The sequence below is a fragment of the Bacteroides sp. AM41-16 genome (assembly GCF_003603495.1).
Taxonomy (GTDB): Bacteria; Bacteroidota; Bacteroidia; order Bacteroidales; family Bacteroidaceae; genus Bacteroides; species Bacteroides uniformis.
This window is the reverse complement of record NZ_QTNE01000011.1, coordinates 80,184-104,757: the sequence shown is the minus strand read 5'-3', so window position 1 is coordinate 104,757 and position 24,574 is coordinate 80,184. Positions and strand designations below refer to the sequence as shown.

18 protein-coding genes, 1 tRNA gene and 1 pseudogene are annotated in these 24,574 nt (G+C 46.7%); 7 read left to right on the top strand and 13 right to left on the bottom strand.

Features of this window, described 5'->3' with window-relative positions:
• Positions 1 to 121 precede the first annotated feature (121 nt).
• Complete coding sequence (locus tag DW896_RS11705) at positions 122 to 2,656, top strand: glycoside hydrolase family 9 protein (RefSeq protein WP_005834212.1); 2,535 nt, start codon at positions 122 to 124, stop codon at positions 2,654 to 2,656.
• Between the two features lie 142 nt (positions 2,657 to 2,798).
• Here the strand turns inward: DW896_RS11705 and DW896_RS11700 are convergent, their stop codons facing one another.
• The gene (locus DW896_RS11700; RefSeq protein WP_005831010.1) at positions 2,799 to 4,220 is read right to left on the bottom strand and encodes a sialate O-acetylesterase; all 1,422 of its coding nucleotides are present in this window, start codon (positions 4,218 to 4,220) and stop codon (positions 2,799 to 2,801) included.
• A 193-nt stretch (positions 4,221 to 4,413) separates the two neighbouring features.
• Here DW896_RS11700 and DW896_RS11695 point away from each other — a divergent pair, with 193 nt between their 5' ends.
• Positions 4,414 to 5,541, top strand: coding sequence for an ATP-binding protein (locus DW896_RS11695; RefSeq protein ID WP_117713776.1), 1,128 nt, complete (start codon positions 4,414 to 4,416; stop codon positions 5,539 to 5,541).
• Positions 5,542 to 5,592: 51 nt separating this feature from the next.
• On the opposite strand, the gene DW896_RS11690 is transcribed toward DW896_RS11695, so the two are convergent.
• Together DW896_RS11690 and DW896_RS11685 are read right to left on the bottom strand one after the other, a co-directional pair.
• Positions 5,593 to 6,129 (bottom strand): hypothetical protein, encoded by a 537-nt coding sequence (locus tag DW896_RS11690; protein WP_009037556.1) that lies wholly within the window; start codon positions 6,127 to 6,129, stop codon positions 5,593 to 5,595.
• Positions 6,130 to 6,165: 36 nt separating this feature from the next.
• Positions 6,166 to 8,703, bottom strand: coding sequence for a leucine-rich repeat protein (locus DW896_RS11685; RefSeq protein WP_119993278.1), 2,538 nt, complete (start codon positions 8,701 to 8,703; stop codon positions 6,166 to 6,168).
• Positions 8,704 to 8,812: 109 nt separating this feature from the next.
• On the opposite strand from DW896_RS11685, the gene DW896_RS11680 reads away from it, so the two are divergent.
• The 3 genes from DW896_RS11680 (at position 8,813) to DW896_RS11670 (ending at position 14,140) form a co-directional block, all read left to right on the top strand.
• Positions 8,813 to 9,004, top strand: coding sequence for a hypothetical protein (locus DW896_RS11680; protein WP_034529228.1), 192 nt, complete (start codon positions 8,813 to 8,815; stop codon positions 9,002 to 9,004).
• A gap of 1,016 nt (positions 9,005 to 10,020) precedes the next feature.
• Complete coding sequence (locus DW896_RS11675) at positions 10,021 to 13,365, top strand: DUF2723 domain-containing protein (RefSeq protein WP_005831023.1); 3,345 nt, start codon at positions 10,021 to 10,023, stop codon at positions 13,363 to 13,365.
• A 118-nt stretch (positions 13,366 to 13,483) separates the two neighbouring features.
• Positions 13,484 to 14,140 (top strand): polysaccharide deacetylase family protein, encoded by a 657-nt coding sequence (locus DW896_RS11670; RefSeq protein ID WP_005831030.1) that lies wholly within the window; start codon positions 13,484 to 13,486, stop codon positions 14,138 to 14,140.
• Between the two features lie 143 nt (positions 14,141 to 14,283).
• Here DW896_RS11670 and DW896_RS11665 read toward each other — a convergent pair whose 3' ends face one another.
• Positions 14,284 to 15,180 carry a DUF4595 domain-containing protein gene (locus DW896_RS11665; protein WP_005831035.1) on the bottom strand — a complete coding sequence of 299 codons (897 nt, stop codon included), beginning with the start codon at positions 15,178 to 15,180 and terminating at the stop codon, positions 14,284 to 14,286.
• A 321-nt stretch (positions 15,181 to 15,501) separates the two neighbouring features.
• On the opposite strand from DW896_RS11665, the gene DW896_RS11655 reads away from it, so the two are divergent.
• Positions 15,502 to 17,391, top strand: coding sequence for an ATP-binding protein (locus DW896_RS11655; RefSeq protein ID WP_005831040.1), 1,890 nt, complete (start codon positions 15,502 to 15,504; stop codon positions 17,389 to 17,391).
• Positions 17,388 to 18,020 carry a response regulator transcription factor gene (locus DW896_RS11650; RefSeq protein WP_009037552.1) on the top strand — a complete coding sequence of 211 codons (633 nt, stop codon included), beginning with the start codon at positions 17,388 to 17,390 and terminating at the stop codon, positions 18,018 to 18,020. The genes DW896_RS11655 and DW896_RS11650 overlap by 4 nt, the downstream gene beginning before the upstream one ends.
• Positions 18,021 to 18,098: 78 nt before the next feature.
• On the opposite strand, the gene DW896_RS11645 is transcribed toward DW896_RS11650, so the two are convergent.
• The 9 genes and pseudogenes from DW896_RS11645 to DW896_RS11605 form a co-directional block, all read right to left on the bottom strand.
• Complete coding sequence (locus DW896_RS11645) at positions 18,099 to 19,331, bottom strand: DUF4861 domain-containing protein (protein ID WP_005838041.1); 1,233 nt, start codon at positions 19,329 to 19,331, stop codon at positions 18,099 to 18,101.
• A 165-nt stretch (positions 19,332 to 19,496) separates the two neighbouring features.
• On the bottom strand, positions 19,497 to 20,300 hold the full coding sequence (locus DW896_RS11640; RefSeq protein WP_005831048.1) for a gluconate 5-dehydrogenase: 804 nt from the start codon (positions 20,298 to 20,300) through the stop codon (positions 19,497 to 19,499).
• Positions 20,301 to 20,356: 56 nt separating this feature from the next.
• Positions 20,357 to 20,491 (bottom strand): annotated as a pseudogene (locus DW896_RS11635) (5-keto-4-deoxyuronate isomerase); the annotation flags it as partial.
• Between the two features lie 253 nt (positions 20,492 to 20,744).
• Positions 20,745 to 20,815 (bottom strand) — tRNA-Gln (locus DW896_RS11630).
• Positions 20,816 to 20,939: 124 nt separating this feature from the next.
• The gene (gene tyrS, locus DW896_RS11625) at positions 20,940 to 22,232 is read right to left on the bottom strand and encodes a tyrosine--tRNA ligase (RefSeq protein WP_009037551.1); all 1,293 of its coding nucleotides are present in this window, start codon (positions 22,230 to 22,232) and stop codon (positions 20,940 to 20,942) included.
• Between the two features lie 107 nt (positions 22,233 to 22,339).
• On the bottom strand, positions 22,340 to 23,005 hold the full coding sequence (locus tag DW896_RS11620) for a TatD family hydrolase (RefSeq protein ID WP_009037550.1): 666 nt from the start codon (positions 23,003 to 23,005) through the stop codon (positions 22,340 to 22,342).
• Complete coding sequence (yidD, locus tag DW896_RS11615) at positions 23,002 to 23,223, bottom strand: membrane protein insertion efficiency factor YidD (protein WP_005831056.1); 222 nt, start codon at positions 23,221 to 23,223, stop codon at positions 23,002 to 23,004. The genes DW896_RS11620 and yidD overlap by 4 nt, the downstream gene beginning before the upstream one ends.
• Positions 23,220 to 23,636: a ribonuclease P protein component gene (gene rnpA, locus DW896_RS11610; protein ID WP_009037549.1), complete on the bottom strand. Its 417-nt coding sequence runs from the start codon at positions 23,634 to 23,636 to the stop codon at positions 23,220 to 23,222. Before rnpA ends, yidD begins: the two co-directional genes overlap by 4 nt.
• A gap of 184 nt (positions 23,637 to 23,820) precedes the next feature.
• Positions 23,821 to 24,573 carry a uroporphyrinogen-III synthase gene (locus DW896_RS11605; protein ID WP_005834069.1) on the bottom strand — a complete coding sequence of 251 codons (753 nt, stop codon included), beginning with the start codon at positions 24,571 to 24,573 and terminating at the stop codon, positions 23,821 to 23,823.
• Position 24,574: the final 1 nt, after the last annotated feature.

Sequence of the window (24,574 nt, the reverse complement as noted above, 5' to 3'; positions counted from 1 at the left end):
ATATCATAAAAATAGAGGAAAAAGACACATTTCATAACGTTATTGGCTACAAACAAAAGCCATCCGTTTCCTTTTTAGTCCGTATATTAGTAGAAAATTTCGTAACTCAAAAATAGATACTATGAGAAAGAAACATTTCCTATTTGCATCAGTCTTGGCACTGCTTTGCGGCAGCAGTACGCTGCATGCGCAAGACTTCAAGCTGACATCCTCCGGTTATTTCAAGAACCAGGGAGTCGACGTCATGGCTTTTGATGACATCTATCCCGAAGGACACCAGGGAGGGGTATGCATCATCATGAACGGACACCGTGTGGCAACAAACGGAGACATCCGCCTGGAAGCCACGCCCGGACAATGGCAACCCGTACCGAAACAGCTCGACCGGAAGCTTGGTGACAACAGCATCACCGCCACGCTGTGCTATCCCGACTCCTCACGCCATCTCACCGGATTCAACCCGATGATTTACCCGGACCTCCACCTTATATATACGGTAAACGTGGAAAGCAAAGGTAAAAACATAGAGGTGACCGTAGATCTTGACCGCCCCATTCCCCAGGAATTCATCGGAAAAGTGGGCTTCAACCTTGAATTCTTCCCGGGTTCCCTCTTCGGCAAGCCCTGGATTATGGACGGTCAGAGCGGCATCTTCCCGCAACAGCCCAACTCCCCCCTGATGACAACCCAGCCCAACTATCTGCATACAGGAAACTACCATGACGGCAAAAAATCGCTGGCAGACATGGACAAACTGATAGGAAAAGGTTACAGCCCGATTGTGGCAGACGACATCATCAGCGAACCTTATGCCAAAGGAACCAAGTTCACCTCCCGGCCCGATGACCCTTACAACAAAGTTACCATCGAATCATTGAGCGGTGACCTGCAACTGTTTGACGGGCGTATGAACCACAACAACGGCTGGTTCGTACTGCGCAGCAACATAAAACCGGGTGTCACCAAAGGTGCCGTCAAATGGATTATCACTCCGAACGTAGTGGCCGACTGGATGTATCAGCCGGTTATCCAGACTTCACAGATAGGTTATCATCCCACTCAGGACAAGGAAGCCGTCATCGAAATGGATATACGTGACAACAGAAAGGAAACGGCACAAATCATCCGCATTGATGCCGACGGCGAAAAGGTTGTCAAGAACGTCACTCCTGCCAACTGGGGTAAATTCTTGAGGTATAACTATCTGAAAGTAAACTTCACAGATGTAAAGGAACCGGGGCTTTATAAGATTAAATACAATACCTCCGTGTCTCCCATCTTCCGCATCGACAATGACGTATATGCCCGTGGCGTATGGCAACCCGTACTGGAATACTTCCTTCCCGTACAGATGTGCCACATGCGCGTCAACGAAAAATACCGCGTATGGCACGACTGCTGCCACATGGACGATGCCCAGATGGCACCGGCACACAATCATATCGACGGCTACGACCAGAAAGAGGGCCTGTCCAAGTTCAAACCGGGTGAAGTGGTTCCCGGAGTGAACATAGGCGGCTGGCACGATGCCGGAGACTTTGACCTCCGCATCGAATCCCAAGCCGGAGAATCCTATATCCTGGCACTGGCCTACGAAGCTTTCCACCCGAATCTCGACGTGACTTCCATCGACCAGATAAACCGTGTGACGGAAATCCACCAGCCCGACGGTAAGAATGACTTGCTGCAACAAGTAGAGAACGGCGCCCTTACGGTAGTCAACGGCTACCTGGCACTGGGACGTCTCTACCGGGGAATCATCTGCAACGACCTGCGCCAGTACGTACTTCTGGGTGATGCCGCCGCCATGACCGACGGGAAAATCGGTAATGAAGACGACCGCTGGATATTTACGGAGGATAACCCCGGACGGGAACTGTCGACAGCTGCCCAGCTGGCTGCCGTATCACGTGTATTGAAAGGTTTCAATGATACATTGAGTGTGCATTGCCTCGACATTGCTCGCAAAGTATATGCTTCTACCGGAAGCGGCAACAACAGAGCCTTGTTCCCCAAAGTGCAGGCAGCCGTAGAGCTGTACCTCACCACCGGCGAACAACCCTATATGGACTTCATTCTGGACAACCAGGAGCTCATCATCAAGCAGATAGGCCGCATCGGCTGGTACACGGCACGTGTGGAAAAACTGTTCGCACAGATGAAGAACAAGAAAGCCAAAGCCTTTTCAGCAGCTTTCCGCAAAGCTTTGACCGGATATGAACAAGAACTGAACAAACAAGTGCAGGAGACTCCCTATGGCGTTCCCTACCGTCCGAACATCTGGGGTGCAGGCTGGGATATACAGCGTTTCGGCTTCCAGCACTACTTCCTGACAACCGCCTATCCGGAAATATTCCCGAAAGCACCGGTATTCAATGCCCTCAACTTCATTCTCGGATGCCACCCGGGCTCCAACCAGGCTTCCTTCGCCTCGGGTGTCGGCGCACAATCAGCCACTGTAGGCTACGGACTGAACCGCGCAGACTGGTCGTACATTCCCGGTGGAGTCATTTCCGGTACGGCGCTTATCCGTCCCGACTTCCCGGAACTCCTGACGTTCCCGTTCCTCTGGCAACAGACTGAGTATGTGTTGGGAGGAGGTTCGTCCCACTATATGTTCCTGGTACTTGCAGCAGAACAGTTGCTGAAACAATAAAAGACAGAGGGGGAACAAAACCCTCTGGATATTTTCTTTTAGGCGCGGATTACACGGATTTAGTTTACTGCATCCGTGGATTCCGCGTAACCCGCGCCCAATATTATAGTATAATGAAAGTGTTTATATACTTTTCACTCTTTCACCAATTATCCGTACGGAACGGAATGGTAGGCAGTTCATTCCCACCGATCATCGTACCAATCTGGAAATCATGGAAACAATAGCGCACGCTGACGGGATGGGATACCTTTTCTGAAGAGATTACCACTTCATTCGTCTGCCAGTGCAGCCATACTTTGTCGGCAGGATGGAACACACGGTCCTCACCCGCCACTTCGAAACCGCGAAGGTCATAGTTGCGACAGATACCCATTTCCAAATGGTCGAAGGAAACCCATGCTTCACTGCCTTTAGCAGTCCATGACTTATATTGTGGGCCGAAACAGTGTATCTGCTTCAATCCATAGGTAAGGTTCAATGCCAGATAGCTCAAGCGTTGACCTACCTTTGTCTTGTTGCGGGGATGGATATTGTACATCTCATAAGGCTCTACAAGGTCGTTTGTCGAAATCATACCACTGTTCGGAATCAGGCTTTGGGCACGGAATTGCGCTTCACGTAGGTAAGCAGCTTTCTCTTGCTGGGTACCTCCATAGGCGTACGGCGCTATTTCGGCAAAGTAGAAAGGCAATTCGCCCAGCCCCCATTCCTTGCGCCACAGCTGCACCATGTCGGCCAAGCGTTCGGCATATGTTTCATGGCGACCTACGTTCGACTCTCCCTGATACCAGATGAACCCTTTGATGGTATAGTTCTGAAGCGGCTTCAGCATGGCATTGTACATCAGCATGGGGCGGAGCATGGGATGCAGGCGTTCGATGGAATCGGGGTTGAGAGATATGTCTGGATAGTTTTCCAGCAGTTCACGGCTTATCCAACCTTCTACAGTGGATCCACCGTAAGCGCTACAGATGATGCCGACCGGAATCCGGAGGGCACGGCTCAACGAAGTGGCAAAATAGTAGGCCGTCGCACTGAAATCGGGTGCGGTTTCTATGGAAGATATGTTCCAGCTACCTTTGCAGTCGGTTTGCAGTTCATAAGTCTGGTGCTTGGGAACGGTGAACATACGCACCCCCTTATTCTCGGCAGAAACTATGATGTCATCCGCTCCGTTCATGATGCAACAGCCAGCAAAACCTTTCAGGGGCATTTCCATATTGCTCTGGCCGGAAGCAAGCCATACTTCACCGATTAGGATATTCTTCAACGTAGTTTTTTCTCCGTCATCAAAAGTTATCTCATAAGGCGTGTATCCTGCTGCCGGAGTCTCCACGGCAAGCGTCCAACCGCCATCCTTATCGGCACGGCAAGTCATTGTCTGTCCGTTCCACGAAGGCGTAACGCGTACTTCGGCTTCCGGAGCAGCCGTTCCCCACAGTTTCACTTCAGTCTGCTGCTGGAGTATCATGTTGTCGCCCACCAGTGCAGGCAGTTTTACTTTGGCGCCCAACGAGGCGGCACCGCATAATAGAATCAATGCAAGAACCTTACTTTTCATAGTATATTTGTATTTAACATTATATTCGGAATCAATAACGCGAGCAAAAATAAGGCTTTTTTGCTCACGTTCTCCGTTTCATGTGCAAAAAGTGGGTGTTTTTGCACATGTGCTCAAACAAAATTATACATTGATGTATTATACATTGATGTATAATTTGTATATTTGTCATTAAATCAAGAACAGAAAGTTTATGAAATCACCTTTTCAATACGGCACACTGGTTGATAAAGAAAGTTTCGTCAATCGGGTAGAAGAACGAAAGCAACTGAAAGAATTACTTGGATCGGGCATCAACGTAATGCTTATTTCACCGCGCCGATGGGGAAAATCGTCGCTTGTAAAAGTAGCTATGGACGAACTGACACAAGAAGACAAGCATATCCGTGTCTGCTTCATTGATGCATTCAGCATCAAGACGGAAGCTGAATTCTACCGCATCTTTGCGCGAGAAGTCATTTCTTGCACCGCCTCCACCCTTGAAAAGAGGCTTGAAGATGTGAAACAGTTTCTTAAAGCCGTTTCTCCCAGTATCACATTGAAGAGCGACCCAACCGATACCCTCTCCTTTGACCTGAAATTGGAACTGGAAGAAAAAAGTGTCATGGAGATACTGGAACTACCCGAAAAGATAGCAGCTGCCAAAGGCATACACCTGATTGTCTGCATCGACGAGTTCCAACAACTGGCACTACTACCCGGCTACAAAAGTATGGAGGGAAAAATGCGCTCTGCCTGGCAGAAGCAGCAACAAGTCTCCTATTGCTTTTACGGAAGCAAGCGGCATATGATGATGGATATCTTCAACAATTCTTCTAACCCCTTCTACCGCTTCGGACAAGTACTGTTCCTGCAAAAGATAAAGAAAGAGGAATGGGTGCCCTTCATCGTCAATGCCTTCCACCGGACGAACAAAGAAATCAGCGAACAGCAAGCAGAACAACTGTGCGACATCGTGAAATGCCATTCGTGGTATTTGCAACAGTTGTGCTATTTCATCTGGAGCGGTACGTCTGAAAAAGTGACAGATGAGATTATCGAAATCCGTACCCGCCAACTGATAGACACCAACATGCCTATGTTCATGAACGACACCGAGAACCTGACTGCTGCCCAAACTGCCATGCTTCGTGCTGTAGCCGACGGTGAATACCGCTTCAACTCCATCCCCGTAGTGCGGAAATATGAATTGGGCAGTGCACAGACCATCACACGCAACAAGCGTATGCTGACAGAACGTGATTTCATTGAGAAAGAAGGAAACAAGTATGCTTTCTCCGACCCTATATTCGAGCTTTGGTTCAGAAGGGAGTATTGCTAAATGCGAGAAAGGGCGTGAGCAGGAAGTGATGCTTCCTGCTCACGCCAACAACTAAAGTTTCATAGACATTAAAATACTTCTTCCTTGTAACTCATATATAGTAGACTCTATTAAGACCATCTTAGTACTTATTCCACTCATGCACAGGTTTCCTATCCTATGACTATCAGACAGCCTCTGGCCTTGAGAATCTATATATTCAGTATGTACATACACATCTGCATTTTCCAAATCCACTTCTTTCAACTCTGATAAAGAATATTCAAGTTCGATAGACGCATGCATTTTCTCCGTTATCGCAACTGGATTAAATGGCTTACAACTATATGCATGATTCAATTTCGTAAACTCATTTAATAACTTAGGATGGCAAAGGGCAATATAGCTATTGGTTATTACTGCATTTTGCCAGTTCTTATTTACATAGGTAACCACAATACGTATCATATCATCCCTGATTACTCCATCACAAGCAATCAATGCTATTTTTGTTTTCTTTTCTATATATTTGCAATAAAATGGAATTCCGGTGACAATAACCGATATGCTTATAGAGATAATCGAAATTATTAAAGATATTATTCCCATATAGTACGCCTTTTGATAGTACAACAAATTATCAATTCATTCCTCAACTATAGTTTTGAACTCTCTCCACATTATTGCTGTATGGTATGCTTCATTGCACCCCTTAGGGACATACAATGTTGCATTATTATAAACCTCATTATTAAAACCGATTATTGAAGGAGGAATAGTTGACCTACAATGTATTTCCTTAATATATTTACTGTCCCAAAATACCCCACCCGTTTTTAATCCAGTACCAAATATGATTTTTTCCAAGGAAGTACAATCATAAAATGTAGTTTCTGGAAATCCCGTAACACTATCAGAAACAATAATTGATTTTAAATTTGAACAATATGCGAAAGCATATCCTTCAATATATGTTACTGATTTCGGTATCACTATTTCTTTCAAAGAAGAACAATAGCTAAATGAATTTGCATGTATGCAAGTAATTTTATCTGGCAAATCAATAGATTCTAAAGAAGAACAACCACTAAATGTAGAACCATTACTAAATGTAGAATCACCAATCATCTTAATAGAATTCGGTAAATTTATTTTCTGTAGAAGAGAACATGAATAAAAACAAAATCCTCCAATAGTCGCTACATTGTCAAATAGTTTAACCTCAATAAGATTTTTACAATAAGCAAAAGATTCATTTTCTATCTTTACACAAGAATAAGGCAATAATACTTTTTTAAGAGATTTACATTTACGAAACATACAATTCCCAATAACATTATTTTTAGTATAGCAATCCTCATATTTATCAAGAGTCCCTGGTTTATAAGAATCAGGATAGCAATATATTTCGCCTCCTTCCACTATATTAACATTAGTGAGATCTAAATATTCAAGAACACCATTTGTTTCCTTCTCTATATAATTCACACCAGCCATTTCCCTAATCAGCCTGATATCAGATCCGTTAATATCACCTTCAAGGACAATTTTTTTAACCTTTAAATAATCAATATTCAATATTTCCATTTTTCTTTTTAAGGAACCAGCCGTTTCTAATGTCAATTCCAAAACTGATTTTCCCTGTTGAACAACATTCAATGTATCCGCTAAACCTTCATTATTTCTATTGTAATAGATGATTTTAGCCTCTCTTTTATTATAAGCTTCATTTGGGGCAATCATATAATAAAGTGTATGGGTGGAAACGCTTCTTGTTGTGGTTACAGTAATCCAATCCACTTGTGGCATTCTCACATCAAAGTCAAAGTTACTATTTAGCTCTACTGCAATTCGTCCGCCTTCATCAGATATTGTATATTCATTTTTAATCAAATTCAAAAAAGCCCTTTCAGCTTGACATACTTTTAAAACCTCTTTCTGTTTACCATTTTGAAAAATGATTTCTCCTTCACGTTTATTGTACTCGTTATTTTTATCAATAATGAACGAAAGATTAGAGGTAGAAAGCCCACGAGTAGAAGTTCCTTTATGAATCCAACCCCGATATTGTTCAGGAATAAAAGTTTCATAGGCAACATTGGCTTTTATTTCTATCCGAATAGTGCCACCTTCCATTCCTACTGAATATTCTTTCTGCGACAGCATTATCGCATCTTTCTGCACCTGGATAATCTTCAACGTATCTGCCACAGATTTATCATTCCTATCATAATAGATAATTTCAGCCTCCCTCTTACCATAAGTTCCATTAGGAGCAATCGTATAATAAAGCGTATGGCTGGAAACACTTCTCGTTGCGGTTGTGGTAATCCAATCTACCTGCGGCATTTTCACATCAAAGTCAAAATTGCTGTTCAGTTCTACGACAATTTGTTCTCCTTTATCAGAAACGGTATATTCATTCTTAGTCAACAATAAAATGCCTCCTCCTGTCTGATATACCTTCAAGACTTCCTCCAATTCACCGCTTCGGAAAATGATTTCTCCTTCGCGTTTATCATATTCCTCGCTCTTGCTGATGTAAAACTTCCGCACGGTTCTATCCATGTCAGTTCTTGTGGCAGGTTCGTGCATTTGATTATGCCCTTTATCGCCCATAATTATTTGCCCGGAGCCAGAACCTTCACGTATCCAACTCTGGTATTGCTCAGGAATAACAACTTCATAGGAAACATTTGCTTTTACCTCTACCTGAATTTCTCCTCCATTCTTATCTACTTCAAACTTTGCAGTAGTCAGAGTAATAGCATCTTTCTGTTTCTGCGTTACTACGATACTCTTAGTCAAGTCACCAGCTGTCAAGTTCAATACCACATTACGGTCATCAACTCCTTCATTTCTTGCCACTCTAACCGATACTTGGCTTTCCCCGGCTTTCCCTTTATTGGGGAACACCGTACACCAACTGACATCACCGCCTGACTGTGAAACATCTATCGACCAATCTTTATTGGTTGTAAAAGAAAGAATCGCTTCGCCACTATCCGAAGTGAAATCCAAGCTTCCGGTAAAGTAAATTTCACTATCAGGATTAGGAGTAATCTCTGCCGGAGCATCATCATCCGAACAACTGCCAAAAGTAATTAATAGACACAAGGCTACCATTGAGAACAACAAACGTACATAAATGGAACTTGTAGAATTCGCTCTAAATAGAATCATAACCAAATAGTATTAGCCTCGCGTTCCTCCGAGGATATTAAAAAAAGACAGCGTGGAACTGCGTGCTATTCATCGTCTTTGAAGGTCCTGAGAAAACCCGAGTAAACAAATGAACAGACAGCAGACCCACGCCGAAACCAGCGCAGGAGCAGTCCATGCCATTCTTGTTCACTCGATGAAAATTTCTCAGGTTCTCAAAGACAAGAATGAAGCACAACGCTTCTTACAATATCATTTCACAAAAATATTGAAACTAAGGACACTTCCTTGCTTCGATGGCAAATTTAACGATAAAGAGTGAAAACAAGAAAAAGATTGGAAAGTATTTTTAAGGCTGATGCCTACAGAAGATAAATATGATTTTGTCATTCTGACACTTTGTATTTTCTATCGCACGAGAATCCCGTATTTCCGCCCCATTACCCACACAGCAAGAAATACGAGAGCGGAAATCCGTAAACATCAGGCTATAAGCATTGTACCGAAACACACGCCCTTCCAATAAATCGAAATCACCTCTCCGAAAGCCCGAATACACCGAAAAGGCAAAAGCAAAAGAACGTTTTACTAAAACAAAGTTACCATTTTACTAAAACGTAACTCCCCTTTTAGTAAAATGGTATACTCTTTTTAGCTTAAAGGTGTAGCCAATTTCTGCATAGAAACCCTATAAAAGCGGAAGAATATGCAAAAAGAACGCATCTTTATGAACCGAATATCCACAATGTATCCCAAATTCGTTCTTCTATAAAACCAAGTGCGGCAGGAAAACCGGGAAAAGCATTACTTTTTGTCAATGTTATAGGGATATTTCTGTCTTTCAGTATCTTTTACAACAACCCATGCAGTTCCCACGTCCGCACATGCCGTATTCCTTCATTGGGCGGCAGACAGAAATCATCAAGCGAAACAACCAGCTTCTCATAATTTTCGGTTATAAACGAATATGTCCATCAATTCTTTCGTCCATAACCTAAAAAGTTTATGAAAAAGGCTAGATTTTCGGTTATAAACGAAAGATTCATCTAAACAAGCAAGGAAGATACTTCCTTTCCGCATCCCCTTTTATCGGCCGGATATTCCCTCTATAGAATCATCATTGTTGCATCTATATATCCACCGCGTTGCATCTATACTTCCACCGTGCTGCATCTATAGATGCAGCAAATCCCTTAACCTATCCTAATAATGCTGCTTATTGTCACCTATTTAGAAGCGAAATCATTATATTTGCGCCCATATATGCCAATACGTTGACTAAGCGATGGCAAAACAGCTTGTAAAAAACAAAACTGAATAATAACGAATTTCATCTGAATGAAACAGTACAAAACCGTAAACAACCTTGTAGGCTGGATTACCTTCCTCATTGCAGCGACGGTCTACTGCATGACCATCGAACCTACTGCAAGCTTTTGGGACTGCCCGGAGTTCATCACCACCGGCTATAAGCTGGAAGTAGGACACCCGCCCGGCGCACCGTTCTTCATGCTGGTAGCCAACCTATTCTCACAATTTGCTTCCGATGCCTCCACCGTTGCCAAGATGGTGAACTACATGAGCGCGCTGATGAGCGGCGCATGTATCCTGTTCCTTTTCTGGAGCATCACGCACCTGGTACGCAAACTTGTGGTGACAGACGAAAACAATATCACACGCGGCCAGATGGTTACCATCATGGGTAGCGGTCTGGTGGGCGCACTTGCCTACACGTTCAGCGATACCTTCTGGTTCAGCGCTGTGGAAGGCGAGGTGTATGCCTTCTCCTCACTGTTCACTGCCGTCGTATTCTGGCTCATACTGAAATGGGAGGACGTTGCCAACGAGCCTCACAGTGATCGCTGGCTGATTCTCATTGCCTACCTGACCGGTCTGAGTATCGGCGTGCACTTGCTGAACCTGCTCTGCCTGCCCGCCATCGTACTGGTATACTACTACAAGAAAGTACCCAACGCCAATGCCCGAGGCTCCCTGCTGGCATTGCTCGCTTCGGGCATACTGGTAGCAGCCGTACTCTACGGCATCGTGCCGGGTATCGTGAAAGTGGGCGGCTGGTTCGAACTGCTCTTCGTCAACACGCTGGGCATGTCCTTCAACACGGGTGTCATCGTATATATCATCCTGTTGGCAGCCTGCCTCATCTGGGGTATCTACGAAAGCTATACCGAACGCAACAAGGCACGTATGGCACTCTCGTTCATACTCACCATCGCCATGCTGGGTATCCCGTTCTACGGACACGGTACCAGCTCGGTAGTTATCGGTGTCATTGTCATTGCCGCATTGTGGCTCTACCTCCGTCCGAAGACGCAGGCAGCCGTCAAAGAGAAATTCCGCGTATCGGCACGCACGCTGAACACCTCGCTGCTCTGCACCATGATGATTGTCATCGGATATTCCTCGTATGCACTTATCGTCATCCGCTCCACCGCCAACACGCCGATGGACCAGAACTCTCCGGAAGACATCTTCACACTGGGCGAATACCTGGGACGCGAGCAGTATGGCACACGCCCGCTGTTCTATGGCCCTGCCTTCTCCTCGCAAGTGGCACTGGACGTGAAAGACGGTTACTGCGAACCGCGCATCAAGTACAACGGCACGAAGTTCATCCGCAAGGAGAAAGCTACGCCCGACGAAAAGGATTCGTACATCGAAATCCCCGGACGCATTGAGTACGAATACGCCCAGAACATGCTGTTCCCGCGTATGTACAGCAGTGCCCATACACAACAATACCATGCCTGGCAGGACATCAAGGGTTACGATGTGCCCTATGACAAATGCGGCAACATGATTATGGTAAACATGCCCACACAGTGGGAAAACATCAAGTTCTTCTTCTCCTACCAGCTCAACTGGATGTACTGGCGCTACTTCATGTGGAACTTCGCCGGACGCCAGAACGACATACAAGGCAGCGGAGAAATTGAACACGGCAACTGGATTACCGGTATCCCGTTCATCGACAACTGGCTGGTGGGCGACCAGAGCCTCTTGCCTCAGGAACTGAAAGACAACAAGGGACACAACGTATTCTACTGCCTACCCCTGCTGCTGGGTATCATCGGCCTGCTATGGCAAGCCTACCGTGGGCAGAAAGGCATCCAGCAATTCTGGGTGGTCTTCTTCCTCTTCTTCATGACCGGTATTGCCATCGTGCTCTACCTGAACCAGACTCCGAGCCAACCGCGCGAACGTGACTATGCCTACGCCGGTTCGTTCTACGCCTTCGCCATCTGGATTGGTATGGGTGTGGCAGGACTCGTCCGTCTGCTTCAAGACTATGCCAAGATGAAGGAACTGCCTGCTGCCGCCATCGTTTCCGTAGCCTGCCTCTTTGTCCCCGTGCAGATGGCAAGCCAGACTTGGGACGACCACGACCGCAGCGACCGCTACATGGCACGCGACTTCGGCCAGAACTACCTGATGTCCTTGCAAGAAAGTGGCAACCCGATTATCTATACCAATGGTGACAACGATACCTTCCCCCTCTGGTACAACCAGGAGACCGAAGGTTTCCGTACCGACGCCCGTACCTGCAACCTCTCGTACCTGCAGACCGATTGGTACATCGACCAGATGAAGCGCCCCGCCTACGACAGTCCTTCTCTCCCCATCACCTGGGACCGTATGGAGTACGTAGAAGGCACCAACGAATACGTCCCCATCCAGCCTGAGTACAAGAAAAGCATCGACCAGCTCTATGCCGAAGCCGAGAAGCAGGCACTGGACGGTAATCCCGAAGCACTAGTCAATGTAAAGAAAGAATTCGGTGACAACCCGTATGAGCTAAAGAATATCCTCAAGAACTGGGTGCGCAACAAGAATCAGGACTTGAAGGTGATTCCTACCGACAGCATCGTCATCAAGGTAGACAAGGAAGCCGTGCGCCGCAGCGGCATGATGATACCGGGCGACTCAATCCCCGACTACATGCACATTTCGCTGAAAGGCAAACGCGCCCTCTACAAGAGCGAGTTGATGATGCTCGAAATGCTGAGCGAGGCCAACTGGGAACGCCCCATCTATATCGCTGTCAGCGTAGGCAGGGAGAACCAGCTGAATATGGAAAACCACTTCGTTCAGGAAGGTCTTGCCTATCGTTTCACTCCGTTCGACACCAGTAAGACGGGCGTGACAATAGACTCCGAAAAGATGTACGACAACCTGATGAACAAGTTCAAGTTCGGTGGCATCGACAAGCCGGGCATCTATATCGACGAGAACGCCATGCGCATGTGTCACTCTCACCGTCGCATCTTCTCCCAACTCGTGCAGCAGCTGATGCGTGAGGGCAAGAAAGACAAGGCAAAAGCCGCCCTGGACTATGCCGAAAAGATGATTCCCGCCTACAACGTGCCTTACGACTGGCAGAACGGTGCCGTACAGATGGCGGAAGCCTACTACCAACTGGGCGAAACCGCCAAGGCGGACGAGATGATGAAAGCCCTTGCTGACAAGGCTGTAGAGTACCTGACCTGGTATCTGAGCCTGGACGACAACCGCTTCATGATTTCTACCCGTGAATTTGAATACCACTGGGCTGTACTCGATGCCGAGGTGAAGGCCATGAAGAAGTACAACTCCAAGCTCGCCGAAATCTACGAGCCGAAGGTGGAAGAACTGTATAATATGTATGTGGACAGAATGAAGGAGTGAGAATAAGGATTAGGGATTAAAGGATTAGGGATTAGCCTGTGCAGTTCATCACTAATCATTAACCCCTAATCCTTAACCCCTAATCCTTAAAATCCCTAATCCCTTAATCCTTAATCACGTGTTTATAGAACAACCTCCTGAGTTTTTTCGCAAACTATATCCCGGTGCAGTCTGGAGGATGGACCCCAATGAAAAAGCCGTTTATCTGACTTTCGACGATGGCCCTATCCCCGAAGTAACTCCCTGGGTGCTCGACCTGCTGGATAAGCACAACATCAAAGCCACCTTCTTCATGGTAGGTGACAACATACGGAAGCATCCGGACGAATTCCGGATGGTCGTTGAGCGTGGGCACCGCATCGGTAACCACACCTTCAACCATATCCGTGGATTTGAATACACGGCCAAGAATTATCTGGGAAATACCGAACAGGCGAAGATTTTCATGGAAATGGGTGGGGACATCAATTGCAATGTGGAGAAGGTTCTCTACCCTCTCTTGTTCCGCCCTCCCCACGGCCATATGTTCGCCAACCAGTATCTCACGCTGAAACGAACCTACAAGATTGTGATGTGGGACCTCGTGACCCGCGACTACAGCAAGAAGCTGCGCGGTCCGCAAGTGCTAGCCAACGTGATGCGCTACGCCCGCAACGGCTCCATCATCACCTTCCACGATTCCTTGAAATCCTGGTGCAACGGAAACCTGCAGTACGCATTGCCGCGCGCCATTGACTTCCTGAAGGAAGAGGGATATGAATTCAAAGTATTATAAACTTGAAACAGCAGAAAGTTACCAACATCTGCTGTCACAATAAATTCCACATAAAATAAGAAGGGGTTGTCTCGGCAAAAGGCAACCCCTTACATTTTATAGGCTCATGTCCTGTTCCACAAGAATAAACAGATGTTTTATAATTACCAAGTAAATGTACATCTGTATTCATCCCACTGGTCTTTTACAACCAGTTCCGTAGGATAACTGTCGGAATTCAATGTCCATGTAAAATACATATCGGACACAGAGTCCTCGCCATTGTATGTATAATGCCCTACAAGCGGCAGATGTTTCGTAGCCTTACCAAGCATGCCTCCATAATAGGCATATATCATCTCGTCCATATCCACATCCAGTATTTCATCAAACAACATCAGGCAGCCCTTATTCTCGATAGGAGCTGTTATATTATCCGTCGTATAGTCTATGGCAGCACTATACTCCCACTCGTCATTGCTGTCGATAATTCCGTCACCATTGAGATCCCCACTAGCTACATAACGTGTGGAAGTCTTCACCACATCTCCATCCTTATAGGTGATGTTCGTTATTTCACCATCGCTTTCAGAGCGTTTCATTACAACCAGATGGCCTTCAGTGTCGTATTCCATCTCCCAAGTAAACTCATCGGCATCGGGAGTACCAGCGTGGTCTATTGAGTTGCAAAATTCCACATAACCATCGCTGTTGAGCTGCAAGTTCAGTTCTGTAACATCGCCCTCTTCATCCGTCACGGTGATTCTTGCTCGGTCCTTTGCAACATCTGCCTTTGTAGTAGCGGGAAAGTACTCAAAGACGGCTTTATCCCCATCCTCAGTTGTAATGTTCGTCACCAGCCCTTCTTCATTGTGAGAAATCGCCATGCCCGAAACCGACTTCGGAAGCCCTCCCGTAAACACTTGCGAAGGATTGACCACAGTGGCGGTGTTTTCGCCACCCTCACCATTCTCATTTTCGTCATCGTCACTGCAAGCAGTGAATCCCAAGCACAACGCCACACCCAACATGGAGGCAGCCATCATTTTAAACATTTTCATAAGTTACAAATCTTGTTTTATCCCCATCCCTCTAAGGAAAATCCATAATAACAAAAGTATAAGGAATGCCGTCCGTATCTCACGACAACAAGACTCTGCCATTCAAACCCGGACAGATACTTTTGGCCATTTATCATTCCCAGACAAAGCTTAATATTTTTTGCAAAGTAATAAACTTTTCCTTTCACTCCTTGTCACTGAAAAAGGTGATTTTTCAGCCACATACAGAAAAAATTCAGCATCTCCAATAAAAAGCAAAATGAATAAGACGTATATTTGCAACAACTAAGCACAGATTGAATTCCACTAAAATATACCGATATGAGGGTACGCCATACTAAGCTATTATCACTCCTCTTTTCTTTAACCACTATCCTGCTTCACGCCGGAGAAATACCAACAGACACTCTGTTGGCACACTTCTACAACCGGGCAGCCAATCTCATGGAAGAAGGACACTACGATGAAGCGCAACGTAGCTTCGACAGCGCCTTTGCCACCCGGAACGTAAAGCACTCCTTCATGTATCCCATCTTGCTGAACGAACAAGCCACACTACTGATCTATGTGGGAAAGACAGAAGAAGCCTTTGCCATGAAAAAAAATGTGCTCCCCTACCTGCCGCAGATAGATGATTTGGAAAAGCACATCAGCGTATACAACGATTTGGGCCTCCTCTACCGTCAGCACCAAATGAATGACTCTACACTCTACTATTACAATAAAGCACTGGACAGTGCCTTGCAATATGGGGACGAAAGCTGGATAGCCCACATCTGCAACAATGTGTCCATCCTATACTTCAATATCAGGCAGCTGGACGAAGCTGAAAAGTATACCGACATGGCCACCGAACATGCCGCCAGAACCGAAGACCCATTCGTAGCTTTCACCACCTGGCAAATCAGGGCAACCATAAAGGCTGAGCTGAACAAGCTGGATGATGCTGAAAAATCCAACCGCAAAGCCTGGAACATTGCCTGCCACGGAGAGGGAAACGAAGACTTATGGAAGATACGCTGCCTGCCCGGCATGCTGAGACTCTTTGAACGAAAAGAACAACCCGATTCCATAGACCACTACTTGAAATTGGGGAACAAACTACTACAACGGGTACCATCCAACTCCATCGCTGCCATAGGATTCATACAATCGAGGGCAGCCACCGAAACAAACCGCAAAAACTATGCCCGCGCCTTGAAGGACTTCCACTGGCTGCGTAACCGGAAAACCGGTACCGAGCCCAAAACATTATTTACACAAATGGCACGATGCTACGATGCCTTGGGAAACCCCAAACTGGCCTACACCTATATGGATAGTGCCCGCATGTGGACTGATACGCTGGCACAGCACAATCTGACGCAACAAATGGCAGAATTCAACGTGAAATATCACACACAAGAAAAGGAATTGGAGATAGCCCACCTGCAACAAGAACAACTGGAACACCAAGCCTTCCTGCTAAAAGCCTCCATTGCTGTAGCCCTTCTGTCCGGTCTTGCTCTCATTACTTTGTTGACGCTCCGCCACAAGAAACGAATAGCCGAAAAGAAGATTGAACTGCTAAAGCAAGAAAACGAACTGAACTCGGCACGCCGTTACATTGAAGGGTTGGAAGAGGAATGCAAATATTTTGCCAAGGAACTGCATGACGGCATAGCCAACGACCTGCTGGGGCTGCAAATGAAGATAGAAACTTCTGCCAGCAAAGGGAATGAGCAGGAACTGGCCTCACTCGTCAGCAAACTGAGAAACAACGTGCGGAATATCTCACACGAACTGATGCCTCCCGAATTCGAGCATCTCAGTCTAGACCAGATACTCGACCGTTATGCTGCCAAACTGACCGAGAACACCGGCATAGAGGTCAGCTATCATCCAACGGAGAACAACGCATCACGCCATCTTCCCAATGAAACCGCTTATGAGCTGTACCGCATCGTACAAGAGCTCACCATGAACATCGTGAAACATGCCTCAGCCAGTCATATAGTCATCAGTCTCCGTGCCGACAATGAAAATAAATATACCCTGCAAATTACAGACAACGGTAAGAATGCAAACAAGCAACAAACAGCAACAAACAACAATGACGGCATAGGATTGCGCACCGTAAACGACCGTATCAGAGCCATCAACGCTACCGCCAATGTATGCTCGTCAACAGAAAACAACGTTTTCACCCTACTGCTTAACATAAACGAATGAAACCAAACAAAGAAACATACAGAATACTGGTAATAGATGACCACCCGATTGTTGCTGAAGGCATCATCGCATTGGCCTCGCAACTCGAAGGAGTGACGTGCAAAGGAGCCACTTGTGCAAAAGACGTGGAACAACTGACCCTCAAAGAGAGATTCGACCTTTGCATCATTGACCTTGAACTACCGGATATGAATGGATTCCAACTCATATCCCACCTTCACAGCCAGATACCCAAATGCGGCATTTTAATCTATACCATGCATGAAGAACCTTGGATCATAGCCAAATTATCCACCCTAAACATCAACGGAGCTGTTTCAAAAAATGCCAGCACCAGCGAATTGAGAGACGCCATCAGTACACTGAAAAACGGAACCAGATACTTCAGCAATGTTTTCAGCGAACTGGACAAGGAAAAACAAAACACCCTACCACATGCACTTCCCGAATTGTCGAGACGTGAAAAAGAAGTGCTCGCCTATCTCTCGCAAGGACTGAGCACTTCTGAAATATCCCAATTACTATTTCTCAGCATCAATACAATACAGACTTACCGGAAGCGCCTGATGGAAAAACTGGAGGCCAAAAACGTTGCAGAACTTGTCTACAAGGGGAAGAGCTTATTCTGAGAACACTTGTCATTCGCCCGGACAGTTACAAGCCTCCAGCTTCTCAAGCTTCTCCGTCTGAAAAGGAAGAAAATCAACTTAGCGGATACTCACCGTCATCGGATTGCGCACCTTCTGTGCAAAATCAGCCATGTATCGGTTCCAGGCTTCAGCAGTCTTGATGTCCGCGCGGTCCCAGGCAAAGCCCCAGTAATACACGTAGTCAGCGCCCGGCTCATAGTCGCTGACAACCAGTACATGACCGTCCGCATTGTTACGCATCTTCTTCTCCTCTATGGGGAAAAGCACGGTTTTGGCTTCCTTCACAACGGCAGGGAAAGCGGCCCCCATAAATATCTTGCCATTATCCGGTCCGGTAGTGGGGTCTACATACGTCATATAGCCACCGGCGGCATCAGCCACCACAGCACCGTCCGGTTCGTGCAGCACAATACCGGTAACAATGGGCAAAGATTCCTTTAGATTGCTATACGAAACGGCAGTACGGTTCAGATGAGAACCGGCATCCAGCGTAATCAGACGCGTTTCCACCACCGCAGTATCCCCTTTCACAGCCAACGGATTGAACTCCAGCTTCACCGTGAAGCGCAACGGACCGTTGTCCAGCACCTCCTGCGTCTTGTAGCACCACGGATAGATAATGGTATCATTCACCATCAATGCAGACACTCCGGCTCCCAATGTTGGGCCTACTGCATAGCAGTCCATGCCATAACCGTGGTCTATATGATAGGAGAATGTGCGTACCAGCTCATCGGCTGCCTTCGGGTCTGTCTTGCGCAATTCATTAACCTGCTTCCAGGAGTCTGCATCCAGTTCCTTGGCATACATGTCTTCCAGTACCGGTGCAGCAGTGCCTCGCTTCGTGAACAAGTCGTAGCCGAAACCGCGTTCACCCCTTGCCTGCAATGCAGGACCGTAGGCACGGAAGCCTACCAAGTCGTTCTCCCAGGCCATGTCGTCCAGACGTTCGGGATACTGCCGCCCACAAGCCCTTACCTCCACATCGACGGGAGTACCGGCCTGGACGGTATATGCAGCCGATGCATTGGCAGCTACCGTCGCAGGGAAGATTAATTTGTCATCGTAGGTCACTTGGTAAGGCACCTGCTCCCCTTCGACATTCAGAACCACAATCTGTGCGGTGTCTGCCAGATTCAGAAGGTTTGAGATTTCGGTCATGGACACCTCTACCATCTCATCGGAACGGTCCATCGCTAACGGATTGGTTACCGTAACAGTCACTATCTTGCTATCGTTGCAAGCAAGACAGCAGAGGGCCGCCATACATAATAAAAGAAAGTTTCTCATATAATCATTGCTTTTTCCTAATCAGTTGTATAACTTTCTTTTAGGCGCGGATTATACGGATTTTCCTTATCCTTTCCGCGAAATCCGCGTAATCCGCGCCCAAAAGAAAAAGGTGACAAGTGACATTATCCTGCCACTTTATCACCTTCTCAATTATCCTTAAATTTATTTCGGTTGCTTTCCGATATAAGCCAAGATACCTCCGTCTACATAGAGGATGTGACCGTTTACCGCATTAGAGGCTTCCGATGCCAGGAACACTGCCGGACCGGTAAGTTCTTCCGGAGCCAGCCAGCGGCCTGCCGGAGTCTTGGCGCAGATGAACGAGTCGAACGGGTGACGGCTACCGTCGGCCTGCTTTTCACGCAGCGGAGCAGTCTGCGGGGTAGCGATGTAACCCGGACCGATACCGTTACATTGGATGTTATATTCACCATATTCAGAGCAGATGTTGCGAGTCAGCATCTTCAAGCCACCCTTGGCAGCGGCATAGGCCGACACAGTCTCACGCCCCAGTTCGGACATCATAGAGCAGATATTGATAATTTTACCGTGGCCCTTCTTCATCATGGCAGGCAGAACAGCCTTTGATACGATGAACGGAGCATTGAGGTCGATATCGATTACACGACGGAAGTCAGCAGCCTCCATCTCGTGCATAGGAACACGGCGGATGATGCCGGCATTGTTTACGAGGATATCAACAGAGCCTACTTCCTTTTCAATCTGGGCTACCATGGCCTGAACAGCAGGTTCATCTGTCACATCACATACATAACCGCGTGCCTTGATACCCTTTTCAGTATAGGCAGCCAAGCCTTTGTCTACCAACTCCTGGTTGATATCGTTGAAACAGATAGTTGCTCCTTGCTCTGCAAAAGCTGAAGCGATAGCAAAACCGATACCATAAGAAGCACCTGTAACAAGGGCTACTTTACCTTCCAAAGAAAAATTCAAATACGGATTCATAACGTTAAATTATTAAGTTTAAATAAGTGATATTCTATTTATGTACGATTTGCAAGTAGTTTATACTCAATGGAAACTTTATTTTGGGAGAATGCCTTCCCTATAAGGAAATCGCAGCGAATGCTTTTCGTATCGTAGCTTTTCACATCATCGGGATGCTCAGCATAGCGAATTTCATAGTTCGTTTTCATGATTGCACTACATTTAATAGGTTATAACTTCAGCCATCAAATACACATCGTTTGCGTACACGATGCAAATGTAACAAAAGAAAATGGAGAAACCGTATAAATTTGTGTCAATTATATAGCAATATCGTTCAAAGATTCGTAAAAAGAAAAAATCTATACCTATAGTGCCAACAAGAGGGGGAAAGAATAACAAAAAAAACCACTAAAACTTGCGATTTTAGTGGGTTTTTAGCTGCAATTAGCTGTATCGTAGTTGGACTACCAGGATTCGAACCTGGACAAACAGAACCAAAACCTGTTGTGCTACCATTACACCATAGTCCAAACATAGGGCTTTCTGTTAAAAAGCGGTGCAAAGATAAAAGGAAGCCCCGAAATATCCAAATATTTCGGGGCTATTTTTACTGCCGAAGCATTATTTCCTTAATTACTTCTCTTTAGGATACCGCTATTTGGCGATAATCAGATAGTAATTCTTCTTGCCGCGCTGTACCAGCAGGTATTTTTCGTCCAGCAGGTCGGCTGTCGTAATCACCTGGTCGAAAGCAGCCAGTTTCTCCTTATTCAGAGAAACGCCACCGCCTTGCACCAGCTTACGCATCTCGCCCTTGGAAGCGAATACAGCAGCATTATCCACGAACAAATCCACCGCCTTCACACCGGCAGCCAGTGCATCACGGGATATTTCGAACTGGGGAACACCCTCGAACACAGCCAGCAGCGTATTTTCGTCCAACTTCTTCAGTGCATCAGAAGTTGCATTGCCAAACAAGATGTTGGATGCATCCACAGCAGCGTTATAGTCCTCTTCGGAATGAACCATGATAGTCACTTCCTTGGCCAGGCACTTCTGAAGGACGCGCAAATGGGGAGCAGCCTCGTGCTCGGCCGTCAGAGCGTCAATCTCCTCCTTGGACAGTGCAGTGAATATCTTTATGTAGCGTTTGGCATCCTCGTCGCTCACGTTCAGCCAGAACTGGTAGAACTTATATGGAGAAGTGTAGCGCGGGTCGAGCCAGATGTTTCCGGACTCTGTCTTGCCGAACTTGCCACCGTCGGCCTTCGTAATCAGCGGGCTGGTCAGTGCAAATACCTCCCCACCGTTCGTACGGCGAATCAGTTCGGCACCGGTGGTGATGTTACCCCACTGGTCGCTGCCACCCATCTGGAGCTTGCAGCCTTTGGTTTCATACAGATGAAGGAAGTCGTACCCCTGCAACAGCTGGTAGGTGAATTCCGTGAAGGAAAGACCGTCACGTGCCTCACCGTTCAGACGCTTCTTTACAGAATCTTTCGCCATCATATAGTTCACGGTGATGTGCTTACCCACTTCACGGGCAAAATCGAGGAAAGTGAAGTTCTTCATCCAATCGTAGTTGTTCACCAACTCGGCACGGTTGGGGGCATCCGAATCAAAATCCAGGAACTTGGAGAGCTGGGCCTTCATACCGGCCAGGTTGCGCTGCAACGTCTCTTCCGTAAGCAGATTGCGTTCGGCAGACTTTCCGGAAGGGTCACCAATCATACCCGTAGCACCGCCAATCAGTGCCAACGGCTTGTGTCCGCAACGCTGGAAGTGACGCAAAATCATCACACTGCAAAGGTGCCCGATGTGCAAAGAGTCCGCAGTAGGGTCGAAACCAATGTATGCAGTCACTTGTTCCTTAGCCAGAAGTTCTTCCGTACCCGGCATCATATCGTGGAGCATGCCACGCCATCTTAATTCTTCTACAAAATTCATCGAATGATTAAGTTATCTGATTAATTATTTAAGTGATTATCTATGAATTGTTTGATTCCTATTTTAATCTGCGCAAAAATACGACTCTTTATTCGAAGAAACAACTCTTAGGGTTTAAAAAAGACTTTGCAGACATTTCTCCGGAGTGTTTCTCCAAGCTCCTCGGGAGAGATGCCGCGCACTTCGGCAGCGCGTGCATACAATTCCCCGATGGAAACTTCGCTTTCATCCGTTTCGATGAACAGCCGGTCGGCAGGTACCCGGCACAAGGCTGCTTCCTGGTATTTCTCCCCGAATGAAAGGTAAAAGCCATGTTTCAGATATTCCTCCGCCAGCGCCGCCTTGCCACGGAAACCATGTATTATCCACGGATTCGACGGGCGCAAGTCCCGCTTCACCTTCAGCAGTTCATCAACCGCCTTCACCAGATGAATCACCAGCGGCTTTCCCACTTCCTCTGCCAAACATGCCTGGCACCTGAACACTTCCACCTGCAAATCCATCGGAGCATCTGCCAGCTTGTCCAGCCCGGCTTCGCCCACGGCAAGTACTTGGGGATGGCGCACTAACTCCTCCAGGCCGCACACCCTGCTAGCCACAGCACCTTCAACTCCTGAGTGTTCACCTCCACTCCGACCTATATGCCAGGGATGTATCCCCACCGAATACCATCCGCCGCTCTGTGGAGAGAACGTTTCGGGATAGCAATTTGCAATGGCAGTTCCGGGTACTTGCGGAAGCCGGTGTGTATGTATGTCAACTGGAATATTCATGGAACGGGATCATATCCGGAACCTCCCCAGGGATGGCAGCGCAGAATGCGCCTGACTGCCAGACAAAACCCCTTGAAAGGTCCGTGTTTCTTGATGGCCTCCACCGCATATTGCGAACAAGTGGGGGTAAAACGGCATGAAGGCCCTATCATGGGCGATATGCACTTCTGATAGAAATAGATGGGAAGCAGCAGCAGATATGAAAGCAGACGCTTCATGACACCTGCGGAGTTTGCTCGGTTTCAGCATTTGCCGCTACCTTCTCGGCAATGCGTGCCAAAGCTGTCTTCATACGGTCCTCAATGACAGAAGAGTCTACCAACTGGTCCGAAAGATAGATGAAGGCCACGGCCAGACGGCACTTTTTTTCCGTCAGCACGGCCAGCAGTCCGTGTTTGTTCATGCGGTAGGCTTCACGTATCTGGCGTTTCACGCGGTTGCGCTTCACCGCCCGCTTGAAACGGCGTTTCGAAACACTTACAAGAATGGAAACGGGTGCCTCCAGCTCCTCCACCGGCAGATACACCACACGCAAAGGGAAAACCGAAAACGAGCGTGAGCCGCCCGCAAACATCTTCTCTATCACTTTCTTCTTGTCCAACCGTTCGGACTTACGCAAGGTATTTGGCATGGGGTGATGAGTTATAAGTTATGAGTGATGAGTTATGAGTGATAAGTTATGGGGCGATACAAAAACGAGCTACAAGTACCTGGCGACATAAAAGCACAACCACTTGTAGCTCAATTTTATAAATCCATTGTTATGCCTACAAGCTATAAGCAAATCACTCATAACTTATAACTCATAACTCTTTTTACTTTCCTTTATTATTTTCCTTGATAAACATGTCAAGCGCCGCCGTCATTGAGGGTGCCTGCACGCTGGGAGCTTCCAGGTCAAGACGAAGCCCGGCATCACGGACTGCCTGGGCAGTGGTAGAGCCGAATGTTCCGATCTTGATTTCCTTCTGGTCAAAATCAGGGAAATTCTTCTTCAAGGCACTGATGCCTGCCGGACTGAAGAACACCAGCATGTCATAATCAAAAGCCTCATCTGCAGCAAAGTCATTGCTGACAGTACGGTACATGACAGCTTCCGTGTGCTGAATCTTATTCTTATCCAGCAGATTCTTCACGTCATCATTGTGTACATCCGACATTGGTACCAAGTACTTTTCAGTCTTATGCTTAACAATGGAAGGTATCAAATCGTCAATCTTCCCGGTGTTTCCGAAGAAAATCTTACGCTTACGATACTGCACATACTTTTGGATATACAGAGCAACGGCCTCCGTCACGCAGAAATACTTCATTGTTTCGGGAATTGTCACACGCAATTCTGTACACAAGTGGAAGAAATGATCAATAGCATGACGCGAAGTAAAAATAACGGCAGTATGATCCAAGACCGAAATTTTCTGTTGTCTGAACTCTTTCGCTGAAAGGCTCTCCACTTTGATAAATGGGCGAAAATCTATTTTCACACCATACTTCTCGGCGATGTCGTAGTAAGGAGATTTCTCTGATGCCGGTTTCGGCTGCGACACAAGTACTTTCTTAATTTTCAAC